Genomic DNA, 18,306 nt, shown 5'->3' on the forward strand with positions numbered 1-18,306 from the left:
TCCTCCCTAGACCCGGCGCCGCTTCGGCGGACGGCAGCCGTTGTGCGGCTGCGGCGTGACGTCGGCGATGGCGCCGACCTCGAGGCCGGCGGCCTGCAGCGAACGGATGGCGGTTTCGCGGCCCGAACCCGGACCCTTGACGAAGACGTCGACCTTCTTGACGCCGTGCTCCTGCGCCTTGCGGGCGGCGTTCTCGGCGGCCAGCTGCGCGGCGAACGGCGTCGACTTACGCGACCCCTTGAAGCCGACGTGACCCGAGGACGCCCAGGCGATCACGTTGCCCTGGGGATCGGTGATCGACACGATCGTGTTGTTGAAGGTGCTCTTGATGTGGGCGGCGCCGTGCGGGACGTTCTTCTTTTCCCTGCGGCGGGTCTTCTGACCCTTCTTCGCGGCCGTGCCGCCCTTTTTTGCCTGTGCCATCCGGGGTTACCTGGCCTTCTTCTTGCCGGCGATGGTGCGCTTGGGGCCCTTGCGGGTACGCGCATTGGTCTTGGTCCGCTGGCCGCGCACCGGCAGGCCGCGACGGTGGCGCAGACCCTGGTAGCAGCCGATCTCGATCTTGCGACGGATGTCGGCCTGTACCTCGCGGCGCAGGTCGCCCTCCACCTTGAGGGTCGCCTCGATGTAGTCGCGGAGCTGGGTGACCTGATCGTCGGTCAGGTCCTTGCTGCGCAGATTGCGGTCGATGCCGGTCGCGTCCAGGATCTCCTGGGACCGCGTCCGGCCGACGCCGTAGATGTAGGTAAGTGCGATCTCCATGCGCTTGTCGCGCGGCAGATCAACGCCCACTAGTCGGGCCATGGGTGTGCCATTCCTTTTCTTGGCGGAGGTCTGATCCCAGTCCGTTCCCACTCAGGTGTGGGGCCCGGCCTCCGTCCGGGCGTAGCTGAGTCGTCGGCTCTCGGCCTTCGGCTCAGCGCGAGCAGCCCCATGCTGCTCAGTGGTACTGGGAGTTCATCATTCAGTTGTGGTTGGCGTGGGAGCCCGTGATCAGCCCTGCCGCTGCTTGTGGCGCGGATCGGAGCAGATCACCATGACCCGCCCATGCCGACGGATCACCCTGCACTTGTCGCAGATGGGCTTGACGCTCGGGTTCACCTTCACGGCGTGGAGATCCTTCTTCTTGCAGTGGTCTGTTACTTGTACCGATAAACGATGCGGCCCCGCGACAGGTCGTAGGGAGACAGCTCCACCACGACTCGGTCCTCGGGAAGGATGCGGATGTAGTGCTGCCGCATCTTGCCGCTGATGTGGGCAAGGACCTTGTGACCGTTCTCCAGCTCAATGCGGAACATCGCATTGGGCAGGGGTTCGACCACGCGACCCTCGACCTCTATGGCACCGTCTTTCTTGGCCATACTTTTCGGAGATCCTCCGGTTGTCTTCTGGTTGGTTCGGCGCCGGCCGCCGCGAGCGGCGACATCTGTGCACTGGCACAGTCCGGCCCCGACAACAAAACGTGAGCCAGAGCCTGGAAATTCCGCGAGGGTTCCATGTTGGGCACGCAAAGAGTCGGCGCGTTCCGCACCGTTGATCGATACTACCCGCTCAGCGCAGTCGACCAAAATCGCTCAGATTGCTGTTCCCGGGCCCGCCGGGCAGCCAGCAGAATGGCCGTGTGACGGCGATATACCTGGCGGCGTTCGCCGTCGGCGGCATCGCGGTGCTGTCGGCGCTCCTGTTCGCCGATGTAGGGCACGGCGACGGTCTGCCCTTCCTCAGTCTGACGTCGCTGGCCGCCGGAGTGCTCGGCGCGGGAACCGGCGGGCTCATCGCCACCTGGGCGGGCGCGGGCGCGGTGCCCGCGGGGGTGATCGCCGCGGGCACCGCGGTGGTGCTCGTGGCCGCGCTCAACGGTCTGCTGATGCCCTATCTGCGTCGTCAGCAGGCGAACTCCCACCGTGGCCGCATCTCCTACGTCGGCCTGCTCGGCACCGTGACCCTCGACGTGCCGGTCGACGGCTGGGGCGAGGTCGCCTTCGTCGACGCCGACGGAAACCGGGTCCGTTCGCGGGCCCGGACCGCCGAACCCGTCGCGCTGCCGAAAGCCACCCCGGTCTACATCGCCGATGTCGACGCCGACTACGTCCACGTCGTCGCGGTGCCCGACCTCGACCACCCCGCATCCGAAAGGCCCTGACCCATGTCCCCGTTGCTGATCGTGATCGTCGCGGTGATCGCCGCACTGCTGCTCTTCGTCGCGCTGCCGGTGATCTATGTGAAGAACTACATCAAGGTGCCGCCCAACGAGGTGGCGGTGTTCACCGGGCGCGGCACCCCGAAGGTGGTGCGCGGCGGCGCACGGTTCCGGGTGCCGGGCATCGAACGCGTCGACATCATGAGCCTGGAACCGTTCAACGTGAGCATCAACCTGCAGAACGCACTGTCCAACAACGGTGTGCCGGTCAACGTCGAGGCGGTCGGACTGGTCCGGATCGGCTCCTCGGAGGAGGCGGTGCAGACCGCGGTGCAACGCTTCCTGACCTCCGACCTGAACGAACTGCAGCGGCAGATCAACGAGATCCTGGCCGGCAGCCTGCGCGGCATCACCGCGACGATGACTGTCGAGGACCTCAACTCCAACCGCGACACCCTGGCCCGCAGCGTGGTCGAGGAGGCCGGCGGCGACCTCGCCCGCATCGGTATGGAGGTCGACGTCCTCAAGATCGCCGGCATCTCCGACCGCAATGCCTATCTGGAGTCGCTCGGTCAGCGCCGCATCGCCGAGGTCAAGCGCGACGCCGCGATCGGCACCGCCGAGGCTGAACGCGATGCGCAGATCCAGTCGGCAAAGGCCCGCCAGGCCGGCTCGGTCGCCCAGGCCGAGGCCGACACCGCGATCGCCACCGCCAATCAGCGCCGCGACGTCGAACTGGCCCGGCTGCGCGCGCAGACCGAGGCGGAGAACGCCCAGGCCGACCAGGCCGGTCCGCTGGCCAACGCCCGCGCGCAGAAGGACGTCGGCATCGCGATCGAACAGGCCGAGGCGGCCCGCGTGCAGGCCCGCATCGAGGTCGAGCAGCGCCGGTCCGAACAGGCCACCGCGGCGCTGCAGGCCGACGTGATCGCCCCGGCCGACGCCCAGCGCCAGGCCGACGTGGCACGCGCCGAAGGGCAGCGCCAGGCCGCGATCCTCGCCGCCCAGGCTCAGGCCGAGGCGGCGCGGCAGGCCGGTCAGGCCGAGGCGGACGCTCGCAAGGCCGCCGCCGACGCGCTGCGCGTCGAGCGGCAGGCCGAAGCCGACGGCATCAAGGCCAAGCTGGTCGCCGAGGCCGCGGGCAAGAAGGAGATCGCGGCCGCGCTGAACACCTACTCCCCCGAGGCGGCGCGGCTGCAGACGCTGCCCGACGTGCTCGCCTCGATGGTCAAGGCGACCGAGGCCGCGGCGATGCCGCTCTCGGAGATCGACCGGTTGAGCATCATCGGCGGCGCGAGCGACACCCAGGACGCCGTCGGCGGCCTGCTCGGGGTCAGCCCGCTGGCGGTCGCGAAGATCGTCGAGGCGCTGAAGAGTTCGGGCATCGACCTGCCGTCGATGCTGAACCGGACCGGCGGTGAGGAGCGGTCGAGCGGACAGGCGGTGGTGGATGGCGAGCACCCGGCCGGCTGACCGCTGAACGTCGGGGAGGAGTCGGAATTGGCGCCCGTTCTCGAGATCGACGTCGACGCATTGAACGCGGACGGAAAGCGCCTCGGGTCTCTTTCGCATCAGACTGCATCGTCGAACGCCGCACCGCCGGGCTCAGACGTCACGTCACTTGGTGCTGCGAGAGCTCTGAATGAACACGAACTGGCCCTGATCGATGTACTCAACTATGCATTCCTCGTTCGGCAGACTGGCGGTGCCGTTCTCAGATCAGCGGCGGTCGCATTCGAACTGGCAGACCAAGCCGGGGCCGATTGGTTACTTCGAGTGGACAACACCGATGCGCCGCCGGTCGCGGGGTCTGGGACGTTGGATATGCCATCGCTACCGCCCGTGCCGCATCAGCCGCCGAGTCGCAATATTCCCACCTTGCCGACGCTGCCGCCCATCAGAGGCGATCGATTCTCGACCGAGTTGCATTCGGGACCGGGTTCAGCCGACTTGCGGGACTTTTCGCGGACCTGGCACAACTGTGCCCAAGACATTCTTCACACCTCAGACCGCACCCGAGATGTGAGCGCCAAGGTCAACGAGCATTGGTCTACCGGCGATAGGGCCGCTGCCAAGATTTCCGACCATGCGAAGTGGCTGGAAGCTGCCGCTGCGTGGGCGGAGCGCCTCTCAGTGGCGGGCGAAGCCGTTGCACACGCCTTCGATGTCGCGAAAGGCGACACCCCGACACCCGATGAATTCGACGATGCCGAATCGGAGGTGAAGAAGGCCGCTGCCCTGATGGCTCTCAACCCGGCACTCGGGATCATTCAGTATCAGCGGGCCACCGCACGTTACGCCGAGTTGTACGGCGAGGCTGAAGCGGCCGCCACGCAATACCACGACGCAGTCAGCGTAGCAATGATCAGGCTCGGCAGCCCGATAGCTCCCTGCCCGCCGATTGCCAGTGGGGCGGATATTCCGGACATTCCACTCCCAACAATGAAGCGCGGAACAGTCCCGCCGGATGTGACCTATGTAGCCGATCAGATATTGAACGCACCGCAAGGGCCGCCGGTGACCATTGGCAAGACCACCAAAGAGACCATCTTGATAAATCGCAGACAATTCGTTGGCGGCGATCAATGGAATAATAAGTTTGGCGACCTGCCGACAGTTGACCCCTCAGGCGCGCAAGTCACCTACCGTGAATACGACAGATACCCGTATACACCCGGCGTTTCCCGTGGCACTGATCGGATAGTGGTCGGTTCGGATGGGTCACGCTACTTCACCGACGACCATTACAAGACATTTACTAAATTCTGAGGAGGATCGTCAGTGCTAGAGCATCTGCTTTTCAAACCCGAAGGTCCAGCGCTTACGCTACTTCCAGCGACCCCGTTCGAAGTCGCTAATTATCTGACGGCCTGGATACCCGCACATCCCGAATGGGACATACTTCGCGTCCGGGGCGCCAAGTCAACCGACGAAGCATCCTTCTTCGATGAGCTGGCCGCGGCGCTACAATTTCCGTATTACTTCGGCGAAAATTGGAATGCCGTCTGGGATTGCATCACCGATCTGAACTGGTTGAAGGGCTCCAGCTTTTTGATCGTCTTTGATTCGGCAGATGAATTGCTATCGCAATCAGTCCGTGGGTTTTCATTCCTGTTGGAAGTGATCAAAGACGCTCATGACCGCTGGCATCGCGAGGTCGCTGACTTCGGTTCACGCGGCAGCCAACCGATCGCTTTCCAATCCGTGTTCGCGTGCGATCCCGATGCCATTGGGCCGTTGGCGCAACGGATAAGTGCCGCTGGCGTCCCTTTCGAGCTGTTGTAGCCAGGCCGAATCTATGGATCGAAGCGGCCGTGCCGGAGGACGCGCGGCGCTCGACGGGGGGTGCCCGGAGCTAGCCCCTTCGGCGCTTCGCTCGACCGGCGCCAGCGTCGCGGGGATGCCGGTTCTGGTTACGTAGCTGCGGGCGGCGATCTCGCTGTCGGCTTCGGCGCCATAGCGCTCGTGGAAGCCGGCGATGCCACGGGGCAGGAAGTGCCACGACTGGGTCAACCGAGTCCCGCCGTCCTCGCGCGCCACGGCGAAACCCCACCGCACCCAGCCGCCGTTCCCCTCCCACGCGAATTCGCGATCAAGCTCGGCGAGGACGACCTGGCTTCGCGTCTCCCACGTCCGCTCTGGCGTCTCGGTCCGTCCGACGAACCAGGCGCCTTCGCGCGGGCCAGTGAAGTCCGCCGCCCAACACGCCCGGCGAACCGGGCTGCTCGCCTCCGCGTCACGTCGACCACCACCGCCGCACACCCGCTCGGGTGGCTGAGCGATCACTATTGAGTCGCTGAACGTCAGATCTGCCGCGGGCGGAGTGTACGACCAACTGACCCCATATCCACTGGACGACCGGCGCATACTTGATCACGATGACCGGCCCCGCCCCCGCCCCCCGCAAACCCGTGATCCTCACGGTCGACGACGACCCCGCGGTCTCCCGCGCGGTCGCGCGTGATCTCCGCCGTCACTACGGCGAGCACTTCCGCATCGTGCGCGCCGAATCCGGCCCGGACGCCCTGGAAACCCTCAACGAACTCAAGCTGCGCGGCGAGACCGTCGCGGTGTTCGTCGCCGACTACCGCATGCCGCAGATGAGCGGCATCGAGTTCCTCGAAGAGGCGATGGACATCTTCCCGATGGCCCGCCGCGTCCTGCTCACCGCCTACGCCGACACCCACGCCGCCATCGACGCCATCAACGTCGTCGACCTGGACCACTATCTGCTCAAACCGTGGGATCCGCCGGAGGAGAAGCTCTACCCCGTCATCGACGCGCTGATCGAGGCGTGGCGCGAGACCGGTGACCGCGCCATCCCGCACACCAAGATCATCGGCCACCCGTGGAACGCCCGCTCGTCGGAGGTGCGCGAGTTCCTGGCGCGCAACCGGCTCTACTACACGTGGTTCCGCGCCGACGAACCCAAGGGCGCCAAGCTGCTCGAGGCGGCCAAACAGGACGGTCTGACGCTTCCGGTGGTGATCACCGAACAGGGCGAGACCCTGGTCGACCCCACCGATGCCGATCTGGCGGCCACCCTCGGGCTGACCACCACGCCGGCCGAGGACTTCTACGATCTGGTGGTCATCGGCGGCGGACCGGCCGGTCTGGCCGCCGCGGTCTACGGCGCCTCCGAGGGGCTCAAGACCGTGCTCATCGAGCGCACCGCGACCGGCGGTCAGGCCGGGCAGAGTTCGCGCATCGAGAACTATCTCGGCTTCCCCGACGGCCTGTCGGGCAGCCAGCTCGCCGAACGTGCGCGCCGGCAGGCCGAGAAGTTCGAGGCGGAACTGATCACCGCGGCCGAGGTGACCGCGCTGGAGGTCGACGGGTCCGCGCGCACCGTCCGACTCTCCGACGGCCGGTCGGTCGGCGCGCGGGCGGTGATCCTGGCCATGGGCGTCGAATACCGCCAGCTGCCGGCCGAGGGCTGCGCCGGGCTGACCGGCGCCGGCGTCTACTACGGGGCGACGACGTCGGTGGCGTCGGAATGCGATGACGACGAGGTGTACGTGATCGGCGGGGCCAACTCCGCCGGGCAGGCCGCGATGTATCTGTCGCGCACCGCGAAATCGGTGACCATCGTCAGCCGTCGAACCCTCGAGGACTCGATGTCGCACTACCTGATCCAGCAGATCCGCGCGCAGGACAACATCAAGGAGCTGCCCAACACCGTCGTGCACGCGGTCAAGGGCGACGGCCATCTCGAGGGCATCTGTCTGGAGAACCGGCAGACCGGCGAGCGCGAGGAGTTCACCTGCGGCCGGATGTTCATCTTCATCGGCGCCGAACCACGCACCGAGTGGCTCGACGGTGTCGTGGTGCGCGACGACCACGGGTTCATCGTGGCCGGACCGGATCTGCGCGATGTGGCCGGCTGGACGCTGGACCGCCCGCCGCACCACCTCGAGACCAGCGTCCCGGGTGTGTTCGTCGCGGGCGACGTCCGCGCGGAGTCGGCCAAGCGGGTGGCCGCGGCCGTGGGCGAAGGCTCGATGGCCGTGATGCTGGTGCATCGGTATCTGGCCGAGGCGTGACCGGGGCGCGGGAGGAGCGCGGCAGTGGCGTGTGACGTCGAGCAACTGCGGGGCCTGTTCATCTTCGACGGTCTGACCGACGAACAGCTGAGGCGGTTGTGCGCGGACGGCGAGATCGTCGACCATCCGGCCGGATTGCTGTGCCGCGAAGGGGAACCGGCCGACTTCTTCTACGTCCTGCTCGACGGTGAGATCGCGTTGTCGAAGCGCTCCGGCGCCCGTGACATCGACATCTGGCGCGCGTCGGCGCCCGGATCCTATTGCGGCGCGTGGTCGGCGTTCCTGCTCGACGAGGAGACGACCTACGAGAACACCGCGACCCTGTTGCGGCCCTCGCGGATCTTCGCGCTGGACGCGACGGCGCTGGGAACGTTCCTACGTGAGGAGTTCCCGATGGCCACCCATCTGCTCGTCGGGCATTCGCACGGCCGTTTCCATCAGCGTCGTATCCTCGGCCCGCACGACCGACTGGTTCAGCTCGGCCAACTCACCGCGGGCCTGACCCATGAGCTGAACAATCCGGCCGCCGCGGCCGTGCGGGCTGCCGCCGAACTGCGCACCCAGATCGCCACGCTGCGGCACCGGCGCGTCGAGCTGTCCGATCCGGAGGCGATGGCATCGCTGATCGAGCTGCAGGACCGAGTGGCCGAGGTGGCCGGTAAGCCGAACAGTCTGACGTCAGTGGAGAAGTCCGATCTCGAGGAGGCGCTGGGCGGATGGCTCGACAGCCGCGGGGTACCCGGCGCCTGGGACCACGCGGCGACCTTCGCCGAGGCCGGCCTGGACATCGACTGGATGGAACGGATTTCGGCGGCGCGCTGCGGCGCGACCCCCGACAGCCTGGCCGTGGCCATTCACTGGCTGAGCAGCACCGTCGAGACCGAGCTGCTGCTCACCGAGATCGGTGACGCCACCAAACGGATCTCCACGCTGGTGGGTCAGGCCAAGCAGTATTCGCAGCTCGACCGCGCCCCGTTCGACGTCGTCGATCTGCATGACCTGCTGGACAGCACGCTGGCGATGATGGCCCACCGGCTCGGACCGGAGGTCACCGTCGTGCGTGATTTCGACGTGAGCCTGCCCGACGTGCCGTGCTATCCGGCCGAACTCAACCAGGTGTGGACCCACCTCATCGACAACGCCCTCGACGCGCTGGCCGGCAATCCCTCGGGAGTGCTGACGGTGCGCACCGGACGGCACCGCGACATGGTGCGCGTCGAGGTGTGCGACACCGGCGTGGGCATCCCCGACGAACTGCTCGGCCGGATCTTCGACCCGTTCTTCACCACGAAACCGTTCGGCGAGGGCACCGGGCTGGGCCTGGACATCGCCGCCCGCATCGTCGACCGCCACCGCGGCAGCCTCTGGGCGGAATCAAATCCGGGTGATACGCGTTTCATTGCTGCACTGCCGCTCACTGTCGAGCCACCAGACGTGACCGGCTAGGAAGGGACCACCATGGGCGAGAAATGCCTGGCCGGGGAGCTGCGCACGCTGTTCCTGTTCGAGGCGCTGACCGACGAACAACTCGAGATGCTGTGCGCGGCCGGGCACATCGAGACCTTCCCCGCCGGTCCGCTGTGCCAGGAGGGCGACGAGGCCACCTGCTTCTATGTGCTCATCGACGGTGAGCTGGTGATGTCGAAACGCTCCGGCGGCGTCGACATCGAGACCAACCGCACCGCTCAGCGCGGGGTCTACTGCGGCGCCTGGTCGGCCTACGTCCCGGGTGAGGAGCACGTCTACCAGGCCTCGGTCCGGCTGACCAAGCCGTCGAGGTTCTTCGTTCTCGACGCCACCGCCTTCGCCCGGTTCATGCAGTCCCAGTTCCCGATGGCCGTCCACCTGCTGGAAGGCCATATGGTGGGCGGTCGCAGGCAGAGCCAGATCATCGGGCAGCGCGAGAAGCTGCTGGCCCTGGGCAAGCTCTCGGCCGGCCTGACCCATCAGCTCAACAACCCGGCCGCGGCGACCGCACGTGCGGTCAGCGATCTGCAGGACCGCGTCGGCAAGATGCGCCACAAGCTGGCCATGCTCGCCGACGGCAAATTCACCGCGACGGCGTTGCGCACCCTGGTCAGCATCCAGGACGAGGTCGCCGAACAGGTCGCCAAATCCAAGAGCCAGGAACTCACCGCACTGGAGACCTCCGACCGTGAGGACCAGATCGGCGACTGGCTCGAGGACCACGGCATCTCCGGCAGTTGGGATTACGCGCCGACATTCGTCGAGGCCGGGCTGGACGTCGACTGGCTGGAGCGGGTGTCGGCGTCGGTGGAGGACTGTATGGACGACGGAGACGCCGGCCCCATGCTGCAGAGCGCCATCGGCTGGCTGAAGTACACCATCGAGACCGAACTTCTCATGACCCAGATCGCCGAGGCGAGTAAGCGCATCTCGGCGCTGCTGGCCGGCGCGAAGCAGTATTCGCAGATGGACCGCGCCCCGTACCAGAGCGCGAACGTCCACGAGCTGATCCACAGCACGCTGATGATGTTCGGCGGCAAGGTCGGCAAAGACACCCCGGTCAAACTCGTCTGGGACAAGGACAAGTCGCTTCCCGAGTTGCTCTGCTACCCGGGCGATCTCAACCAGGTGTGGACGAACATCATCGACAACGCGATCCAGGCGATGAACGGCCACGGCACACTCACCATCCGCACCATGTGGGAGAACGAGGCGATGGTGCGCGTCGAGATCTGCGACGACGGCCCCGGCATCCCCGAGGAGATCATCGACCGGATCTTCACACCGTTCTTCACCACCAAACCCTTCGGCGAGGGGACCGGCCTGGGCCTGGACCTGGCGTGGCGCATCGTCGTGGAGAAGCACGGCGGAAATCTCTCGGTGCAGTCCCAGCCCGGCGACACCCGCTTCATCGTGTGCCTGCCGCTGGAGGCGCCGGCGCCCGAAGCCGAACCGCCGCGCGAGGTTTCGCTCTCGGCGGGCGAGAAGGACTAGCGCTGCGGCGCGGAGAGGTTGCCTCGACCATGAGCAGACCGGATCTCGGGCGTTACGGCGTCATGGGGCTATACACCCAGTTCGCCGAGCTGACGCCCGAACAACTGCGCCAGATCGAGGACCTCGGCTACGGAGCCCTCTGGGCCGGCGGGTCGCCGCCTGCCGAACTCGATTGGGTGGAGCCGATTCTCGGCGCCACCGAGCGCCTGCAGGTGGCGACCGCGATCGTGAACATCTGGACCGCGCAACCCGGTCCGATCGCCGAGTCCTACCACCGCATCGAGACGGCCTACCCGGGCCGATTCCTGCTCGGCATCGGGGTGGGCCACCCCGAGGCGCATCAGGAGTACCGCAAGCCCTACGACGCGCTCAACGAATACCTCGACCGCCTCGACGAATACGGGGTGCCGAGGGAGCGCCGGATCCTCGCCGCACTCGGTCCCCAGGTGCTCAAACTCGCGGCGCGGCGCAGCGCGGGCGCCCATCCCTACCTGACCACACCGGAGCACACCGCCCAGGCGCGACAGCTCATCGGGCCCGAGGCGTTCCTGGCTCCAGAGCACAAAGCCGTCCTGACCACCGACCCGGAGCGGGCCCGCGAGGTCGGACGCCGCGCCCTGGCCATCTACCTCGACCTGGCGAATTACGTCAACAACTGGAAACGTCTCGGGTTCGGTGATGTAGACGTCGCGAAACCGGGTAGTGAGCGTCTGGTGGACGCTGTGGTCGCCTACGGGACACCGCAGGACATCGCTGCTCGGCTGCAGGCGCATCTGGACGCGGGCGCCGACCACGTGCCGGTGCAGGTGCTCACCGGACCTGACAAGCTGGTGCCCGCACTGGCCGAGCTGGCGGGCCCGCTGGGCCTGCAGTGAGCAGACGCGACTGAAGGGACAGACATGACCGAAGGGGTTTCCCTCAAGCCAGGACTGGGCCGCTACGGCGTGTGGACCGCCGGCGCGCCGGAACCCGAGCAGGCCGCGAAGATCGAAGAGCTCGGCTACGGGGCGCTGTGGGTGGGCGGCTCCCCCGCCGCGGATCTGGCTTTCGTCGAGCCGATCCTCGAGCAGACCGAGAACCTTCAGGTGGCGACCGGCATCGTCAACGTGTGGGCCTCGCCGGCCGAGGAGGTCGCCGAGTCCTACCATCGCATCGAGGACCGGTTTCCCAGCCGGTTCCTGCTGGGTGTGGGCATCGGCCATCCCGAGCACACCGAGGAGTACCGCAAGCCTTATGACGTTCTCGTCGAGTATCTCGACAAGCTCGATGCGGCCAAGGTTCCCACCAGCCGGCTGGTCATCGCCGCGCTGGGACCGAAGGTGCTCAAGCTCTCGGCGCAACGCAGCGCGGGCGCGCACCCCTACCTGACCACCCCTGAGCACACCGGTCAGGCGCGTAACCTCGTCGGCCCGACGGTGTTCTTGGCTCCCGAGCACAAGGTCGTCCTGAGCTCCGACGCGGACGAGGCCCGCAAGATCGGCCGTCAGACCGTCGACTTCTACCTCGACCTGAGCAATTACGTGAACAACTGGAAGCGCCTGGGCTTCACCGACGACGACGTCACCAAGCCCGGCAGCGACAAGTTGATCGATGCGGTGGTGGCGCACGGGTCGGCGGAATCCATCGCGGCCCGCCTCGGCGAACACCACGAGCGCGGCGCCGACCACGTCGCGATCCAGGTGCTCGGCGGCCCGGACCGTTTGATCCCGACGCTGACTGAACTCGCGGGCCCCCTCGGCCTGAAAGGCTGAGCCCCTTCTGCGCCCAAACGAACAGATGGGCGCGCAAGTGCGAGTGGCGGCCACCATTTCGTCGATCTGGGCGCACGGGCCATCCGGGTACGCCCGATAAGGTCGTGCCATGCGGTTGCTGGTCACCGGCGGCGCCGGGTTCATCGGCGCGAACTTCGTGCACCGCTGTGTACGCGCCGGGACGTACGACTCGGTGACGGTGCTCGACGCGTTGACCTATGCCGGCAGCCGCGCGTCGCTGGACCCGGTGGCCGACGCCGTCCGGCTGGTCGAAGGCGACATCACCGATACCGTCCTGGTCGACGAACTGGTCGCCCGCTGCGACGCGGTCGTGCACTTCGCGGCCGAGACCCACGTCGACAACGGGCTGGCCGATCCGGAGCCGTTCCTGCGCAGCAATGTGATCGGCACCTACTCGGTCCTGGAGGCGGTGCGCCGGCACGGGGTGCGGATGCACCATGTGTCCACCGACGAGGTGTACGGCGATCTCGCACTCGACGCGACCGTCCGCTTCACCGAGGCGACGCCGTACAACCCGTCGAGTCCGTATTCGTCGACCAAAGCCGCCGCCGATCTGCTGGTCCGGGCGTGGGTGCGCTCGTTCGGCGTGCGCGCGACGATCTCCAACTGCTCGAACAACTACGGCCCGTACCAGCACGTCGAGAAGTTCATCCCCCGCCAGATCACCAACATCTTGACCGGCCGGCGTCCCAAGCTCTACGGCGCGGGCGCCAATGTGCGTGACTGGATCCACGTCGAGGACCACAACAGCGCGGTGCAACGCATCCTGGCCGACGGCCGGATCGGCCGCACCTACCTGATCGGCGCCGAAGGTGAGCGCGACAACCGGTCGGTACTGCGGACGCTGCTGCAGATCATGGGCCGCGATCCCGACGACTTCGACCAGGTGGCCGACCGGGCGGGCCACGACCTGCGCTACGCCATCGATCCGACCGCGCTGTCCAACGAGCTGCACTGGCAGCCGGAGCACCGGGATTTCGAGGAGGGCCTCCGCGCCACCGTGGCCTGGTATCGCGACAACGAGTGGTGGTGGGGTCCGATCAAAGACGAGGTCGAAGCGCGTTACGCCGCGCGCGGGCAGTGAGACTCCCACGCCGGGTGTTCCAGCCCACGTGGTCGTAGTGGATGTGGGTGTTGATCACCAGGTCGACGTCGTCGGCGTGCACCCCGATGTTCGGGCTCGTCAATGTCGTACCTCCGCCTCACCAGCACGTCCGCACGGTGCAACAGCGGGCACCCGAAGACGAATTCCGGCGTGCTGGTTCTCTTGTCAACGCCCACCCACACTTACTAGGATCTCCTAGTATCTCTGACAAGGGGGTCTCATGACCAGGCAGATCCAGCACTTCATCAACGGCAAGCGCAGCAACGGCGAGTCCTCTCGGACCGCGGACGTGTTGAATCCGAGCACCGGTGCCGTTCAGGCGCAGGTGCCCCTGGGCTCACGCGCCGATGTCGATGCCGCGGTCGCGGGCGCCGTCGAGGCCCAGAAGGAGTGGGCCGCATGGAACCCCCAGCGTCGCGCCCGGGTCATGATGCGGTTCATCGAGCTGGTCAACCAGAACGTCGAGGAATTGGCCGAACTGCTCAGCATGGAACACGGCAAGACCGTCCCCGACTCCAAAGGCGACATCCAGCGCGGCATCGAGGTCATCGAATTCGCGATCGGCATCCCGCACCTGATCAAGGGTGAGTACACCGAGGGCGCGGGCACCGGCATCGACGTGTACTCGATGCGCCAGCCACTCGGCGTCGTCGCCGGCATCACCCCGTTCAACTTCCCGGCGATGATCCCGCTCTGGAAGGCGGGCCCCGCGCTCGCGTGTGGTAACGCCTTCGTGCTCAAGCCTTCCGAACGCGACCCGTCGGTTCCGGTGCGGTTGGCCGAACTCTTCCTCGAGGCCGGCCTGCCACCGGGGGTGTTCCAGGTGGTGCACGGCGACAAGGAAGCTGTCGATGCCATCCTCGAGCACCCCGACATCCAGGCCGTCGGGTTCGTCGGCAGCTCCGACATCGCGCAGTACATCTACGCGGGCGCCGCGGCCAACGGTAAGCGCGCGCAGTGTTTCGGCGGCGCGAAGAATCACATGATCGTGATGCCCGACGCCGATCTCGACCAGGCCGTGGACGCCCTGATCGGCGCCGGCTACGGCAGCGCCGGCGAGCGCTGCATGGCGATCAGTGTCGCCGTGCCCGTCGGCGAAGAGACCGCCAACCGCCTCCGTAATCGCTTGGTGGAGCGCGTCAATCAGCTGCGGGTCGGGCACAGCCTCGATCCCAAGGCCGACTACGGCCCGCTGGTCACCGAGGCCGCGCTGCACCGGGTCCGGCATTACATCAACCAGGGAGTCGAGGCCGGCGCGGAAGCGGTGGTCGACGGTCGCGAACGCACCAGCGATGAGCTGCAGTTCGGCGACGACAGCCTCGAAGCCGGCTACTTCATCGGCCCCACCCTGTTCGACCACGTCACCCCGGACATGTCGATCTACCGCGATGAAATCTTCGGGCCGGTGCTGTGCATCGTGCGCGCCAACACCTACGAAGAGGCCTTGCGGCTGCCCACCGAGCACGAATACGGCAACGGCGTGGCGATCTTCACCCGCGACGGCGACACCGCACGCGACTTCGTCGCCCGCGTACAGGTCGGCATGGTCGGCGTGAACGTCCCCATCCCGGTGCCGGTGTCCTACCACACCTTCGGCGGCTGGAAGCGGTCCGGCTTCGGCGACCTCAACCAGCACGGCCCGCATTCGATCCTGTTCTACACCAAGACCAAGACCGTCACGCAGCGCTGGCCGTCGGGCATCAAGGACGGCGCGGAGTTCGTCATCCCGACGATGAACTGAGCGAGCACGTGGACTTCTTCGGTCTCGACGACGACGAGCGGGTGATCGCCGAGACGGCGGAGGCGTTCGCCGCCAAGCGGTTGGCGCCGAATGCCCTGGAGTGGGATCGCACGCACCACTTCCCCACCGACGTGCTGCGTGAGGCCGCCGAACTCGGGATGGCCGCCGTCTACTGCCGGGAGGACGTCGGCGGCAGCGGTCTGCGCCGCATCGACGCCGTGCGCATCTTCGAGATGCTGGCCGCCGCCGATCCGACGGTCGCCGCGTTCCTGTCCATCCACAACATGTGCGCGTGGATGGTCGACGTCTACGGTTCTGCCGAACAACGGGAAACCTGGGTGCCGCGGCTGGCGTCGATGGAATCGATCGCGAGCTACTGTCTGACCGAGCCTGGCGCCGGGTCGGACGCGAGCGCGCTGCGTACCCGCGCGGTCCGGGACGGCGACCACTACGTTCTGGACGGGGTCAAGCAGTTCATCTCCGGGGCCGGCAGTTCCGACGTCTACGTCGTGATGGCCCGCACCGGCGACCCCGACACAGCGCCCGGTCCCCGCGGCATCTCGGCGTTCGTGGTCGAAAAGGACACGCCGGGGCTGAGTTTCGGCGCCGACGAGGAGAAGATGGGCTGGAATGCGCAGCCCACCGCACAGGTGATCTTCGACGCCGCCCGCATCCCGGCGGGGAATCTGCTCGGCGGCGAAACCGGGCTGGGCAAGGGCTTCGGTATCGCGATGAACGGCCTCAACGGCGGTCGCATCAACATCGCGGCATGTTCGCTCGGCGGCGCGCAGGCCGCCTACGACAAGGCCGCGGGATACCTGGCCGACCGGCAGGCGTTCGGCTCGGCCCTGCTCGACGAGCCGACCATCCGGTTCACCCTCGCCGACATGGCCACCGCGCTGCAGAGCTCGCGCACGCTGCTGTGGCGCGCGGCCGCCGCGCTGGACGCCGACCATCCCGACAAGGTCGAACTGTGCGCGATGGCGAAACGCTACGTCACCGACGCATGCTTCGGGGTGGCCGATCAGGCGCTGCAGCTGCACGGCGGCTACGGCTACCTGCGGGAGTACGGAATCGAGAAGATCGTGCGCGATCTACGGGTGCACCGAATCCTGGAGGGCACCAACGAGATCATGCGCGTGGTGATCGGGCGGGCGGCCGCGGGCCGCGCCCGCGCGTCCTAGACGGGAGACAGACATGACGACCATCGCTTTCCTGGGCCTGGGCAACATGGGCGGCCCGATGGCGGCCAATCTGGTCTCCGCCGGGCACACCGTGCGAGGCTTCGACCCGATACCCGCCCTCGCCGATGCCGCCAAGGCCAAGGGCGTCACCGTGTTCGGTGCCGGCGCCGAGGCGGTCGGCGGAGCCGAGGTGGTCATCACCTCACTGCCCAACGGAGACATCGTGAAGTCCGCCTACGCCGAGGCACTGCCGGCCGCCGCGGGCGGCGCACTGTTCATCGACACCTCGACCATCTCGGTGGCCGATGCCCGGGAGATCAACGCCCAGGCCACCGCCGGCGGCTTCGCGCAGATCGACGCGCCGGTGTCCGGCGGGGTGAAAGGGGCGACGGCAGGCACGCTGGCCTTCATGGTCGGCGGCGACGAGGCGGCGGTGCAACGCGCCCGCCCGGTGCTCGACCCGATGGCCGCGAAGGTGGTGCACTGCGGCGGATCGGGCACCGGGCAGGCCGCGAAGCTGTGCAACAACATGGTGCTCGCCGTGCAACAGATCGCGGTCGGCGAGGCGTTCGTGCTGGCGGAGAAGCTCGGCCTGTCAGCCCAGTCGCTGTTCGACGTGCTCACCGGGGCCACCGGCAACTGCTGGGCCGTGCACACGAATTGCCCTGTGCCGGGACCGGTTCCGGCGTCACCGGCCAACAACGGCTTCACACCGGGATTCGCGACGGCGCTGATGAACAAGGACCTCGGACTGGCGATGGACGCGGTGCAGTCCACCGGCTCCGAAGCACCGCTGGGTAGCCACGCCGCCGAGATCTATGCGCGCTTCGGCGCCGAGCACAACGATAAGGATTTCAGCGCGGTCATCGAGATGCTGCGCGGCTGAACTGCCGCGGTTCCGACGACGACAGCCACACCGCCGGCGGGGGGCGGTCGGCGACCCCTCGACCACCGACCCGCCCCCTCCGCTGGGCCGGGACGTTCTACCTCATGCCGCCGAGTTCGCGTGGGTGGCGAGCCAGCGCTCGTGCATCCGGCCGAACGAGGCGATCCGCAGCGGCGCCGCGCCCGCGTAATCGGGCAGTGCCGCCATCGCGGCCGACGCGTCCCTGGCTGCGCACGGCGCGTCGCCGACCAGCACGGCCGGCAGCTCCGCCGCCGCCGCCAGCCGCAGGCCACGCACCGAGCCGGTGACGGCGACCGCATGCTGGGGCCACACCCCCAACTCGCTGAGCGCCTGGCGATAGGGATCCGCACCGGGGGCCAGGACGTCGTCGGCGGTGACGACGCACTCCACGAGCCCCTCGCCCACCAGCTGCCGGATCAACGGTTCAGCCCAGCTGCGGCGCCCGGACGTCACCACGGCGACCGGCACGTCGGCGGCGAAGGCGTCGTTCACCAGGTCGATGAGGCCGGGACGCGGTGACAGGCCGACCTCGAGCACCATCTCGTCGAACATCATCGCCTTGGTGTCACACACCTCGTCGGCGAGCAGTTCGGTCAGCACATCGCATTCCGGGCCGACACAGTGTTTGCGCAGTTCGGCCAGCACGCGTTGGCGTTCGTCGCGCAGCCCTAGCAGCTGACGGTACCGGTCCACCGACCACTCGATTGGCAGGCCGTGGGCCGCAAAGGCGGCGTTGAAGACCACCCGGTGGGCAGCACTGTCCAGATCGGCCAGCGCCTCGAGATCGAAGACGACCGCGCGGACCGGGCTGGCGCTTCGCTCGGCAGGGCCCCACCAGAACCGGCCGGCACACCATGTTCTCTGCTCTGTCGTGGTCACCTGATCAGGGTGGCGCACGTCACACCCGGGCGTCCTCCCCCCTACGGGGGATTGGCGCGGCGAAGTTGAGCTAC

General features: G+C 67.4%; 19 protein-coding genes. 13 read left to right on the plus strand and 6 right to left on the minus strand.

Features of this window, described 5'->3' with window-relative positions; translation table 11 throughout:
• Positions 1–6: 6 nt before the first annotated feature.
• From rpsK to infA, 4 genes are all read right to left on the minus strand, one after another.
• Positions 7–423: a 30S ribosomal protein S11 gene (gene rpsK / locus ACN27E_RS12235; RefSeq protein WP_207359945.1), complete on the minus strand. Its 417-nt coding sequence runs from the start codon at positions 421–423 to the stop codon at positions 7–9.
• 6 nt (positions 424–429) lie between these two features.
• Positions 430–804 carry a 30S ribosomal protein S13 gene (rpsM, locus tag ACN27E_RS12240; protein WP_066836819.1) on the minus strand — a complete coding sequence of 125 codons (375 nt, stop codon included), beginning with the start codon at positions 802–804 and terminating at the stop codon, positions 430–432.
• Positions 805–993: 189 nt separating this feature from the next.
• A complete protein-coding gene (rpmJ, locus tag ACN27E_RS12245; protein ID WP_003879483.1) occupies positions 994–1,107 on the minus strand; it encodes a 50S ribosomal protein L36 in 114 nt (37 codons plus the stop codon).
• Between the two features lie 32 nt (positions 1,108–1,139).
• Positions 1,140–1,361 (minus strand): translation initiation factor IF-1, encoded by a 222-nt coding sequence (infA, locus tag ACN27E_RS12250; RefSeq protein WP_003418601.1) that lies wholly within the window; start codon positions 1,359–1,361, stop codon positions 1,140–1,142.
• A gap of 260 nt (positions 1,362–1,621) precedes the next feature.
• Between infA and ACN27E_RS12255 the strand changes: the two genes are divergently transcribed.
• The 10 genes from ACN27E_RS12255 to rfbB all read left to right on the plus strand — a co-directional run bounded on the left by ACN27E_RS12255 (position 1,622) and on the right by rfbB (position 13,500).
• Complete coding sequence (locus ACN27E_RS12255; RefSeq protein WP_422749390.1) at positions 1,622–2,143, plus strand: hypothetical protein; 522 nt, start codon at positions 1,622–1,624, stop codon at positions 2,141–2,143.
• A gap of 3 nt (positions 2,144–2,146) precedes the next feature.
• Complete coding sequence (locus tag ACN27E_RS12260; RefSeq protein ID WP_422749392.1) at positions 2,147–3,613, plus strand: flotillin family protein; 1,467 nt, start codon at positions 2,147–2,149, stop codon at positions 3,611–3,613.
• A gap of 27 nt (positions 3,614–3,640) precedes the next feature.
• Positions 3,641–4,909 carry a PPE domain-containing protein gene (locus ACN27E_RS12265; RefSeq protein ID WP_422749393.1) on the plus strand — a complete coding sequence of 423 codons (1,269 nt, stop codon included), beginning with the start codon at positions 3,641–3,643 and terminating at the stop codon, positions 4,907–4,909.
• 12 nt (positions 4,910–4,921) lie between these two features.
• Positions 4,922–5,425 (plus strand): barstar family protein, encoded by a 504-nt coding sequence (locus tag ACN27E_RS12270; RefSeq protein WP_422749395.1) that lies wholly within the window; start codon positions 4,922–4,924, stop codon positions 5,423–5,425.
• Positions 5,426–6,018: 593 nt separating this feature from the next.
• Complete coding sequence (locus ACN27E_RS12275) at positions 6,019–7,683, plus strand: FAD-dependent oxidoreductase (RefSeq protein ID WP_422749396.1); 1,665 nt, start codon at positions 6,019–6,021, stop codon at positions 7,681–7,683.
• A 24-nt stretch (positions 7,684–7,707) separates the two neighbouring features.
• Positions 7,708–9,129, plus strand: a complete 1,422-nt coding sequence (locus ACN27E_RS12280) for an ATP-binding protein (RefSeq protein ID WP_422749398.1) — start codon at positions 7,708–7,710, stop codon at positions 9,127–9,129.
• Positions 9,130–9,141: 12 nt separating this feature from the next.
• Positions 9,142–10,644, plus strand: a complete 1,503-nt coding sequence (locus ACN27E_RS12285; RefSeq protein ID WP_422749399.1) for an ATP-binding protein — start codon at positions 9,142–9,144, stop codon at positions 10,642–10,644.
• A gap of 29 nt (positions 10,645–10,673) precedes the next feature.
• Positions 10,674–11,519, plus strand: a complete 846-nt coding sequence (locus ACN27E_RS12290; RefSeq protein WP_422749401.1) for an LLM class F420-dependent oxidoreductase — start codon at positions 10,674–10,676, stop codon at positions 11,517–11,519.
• 24 nt (positions 11,520–11,543) lie between these two features.
• Positions 11,544–12,395: an LLM class F420-dependent oxidoreductase gene (locus ACN27E_RS12295; protein ID WP_422749403.1), complete on the plus strand. Its 852-nt coding sequence runs from the start codon at positions 11,544–11,546 to the stop codon at positions 12,393–12,395.
• Positions 12,396–12,504: 109 nt separating this feature from the next.
• Positions 12,505–13,500: a dTDP-glucose 4,6-dehydratase gene (rfbB, locus tag ACN27E_RS12300; protein ID WP_422749405.1), complete on the plus strand. Its 996-nt coding sequence runs from the start codon at positions 12,505–12,507 to the stop codon at positions 13,498–13,500.
• Here the strand turns inward: rfbB and ACN27E_RS12305 are convergent.
• Positions 13,457–13,582 carry an MBL fold metallo-hydrolase gene (locus ACN27E_RS12305; protein ID WP_422749845.1) on the minus strand — a complete coding sequence of 42 codons (126 nt, stop codon included), beginning with the start codon at positions 13,580–13,582 and terminating at the stop codon, positions 13,457–13,459. The two genes, rfbB and ACN27E_RS12305, sit on opposite strands and share 44 nt — an antisense overlap.
• Positions 13,583–13,741: 159 nt before the next feature.
• On the opposite strand from ACN27E_RS12305, the gene ACN27E_RS12310 reads away from it, so the two are divergent.
• Genes ACN27E_RS12310 through mmsB form a run of 3 tightly spaced genes read left to right on the plus strand, consistent with a single transcriptional unit; the run spans position 13,742 to position 17,332 of the window.
• Positions 13,742–15,262: a CoA-acylating methylmalonate-semialdehyde dehydrogenase gene (locus tag ACN27E_RS12310; RefSeq protein WP_422749407.1), complete on the plus strand. Its 1,521-nt coding sequence runs from the start codon at positions 13,742–13,744 to the stop codon at positions 15,260–15,262.
• Positions 15,263–15,270: 8 nt separating this feature from the next.
• Positions 15,271–16,446, plus strand: coding sequence for an acyl-CoA dehydrogenase family protein (locus tag ACN27E_RS12315; protein WP_422749409.1), 1,176 nt, complete (start codon positions 15,271–15,273; stop codon positions 16,444–16,446).
• Positions 16,447–16,459: 13 nt separating this feature from the next.
• Entirely contained in the window at positions 16,460–17,332 is an 873-nt protein-coding gene (gene mmsB, locus ACN27E_RS12320; RefSeq protein WP_422749410.1) for a 3-hydroxyisobutyrate dehydrogenase, read from the plus strand.
• Between the two features lie 102 nt (positions 17,333–17,434).
• Here mmsB and ACN27E_RS12325 read toward each other — a convergent pair whose 3' ends face one another.
• Complete coding sequence (locus tag ACN27E_RS12325) at positions 17,435–18,232, minus strand: HAD family hydrolase (RefSeq protein WP_422749411.1); 798 nt, start codon at positions 18,230–18,232, stop codon at positions 17,435–17,437.
• Between the last annotated feature and the right edge of the window lie 74 nt (positions 18,233–18,306).

It is taken from the genome of Mycobacterium sp. WMMD1722 (genome assembly GCF_049315205.1).
GTDB lineage: Bacteria > Actinomycetota > Actinomycetes > Mycobacteriales > Mycobacteriaceae > Mycobacterium.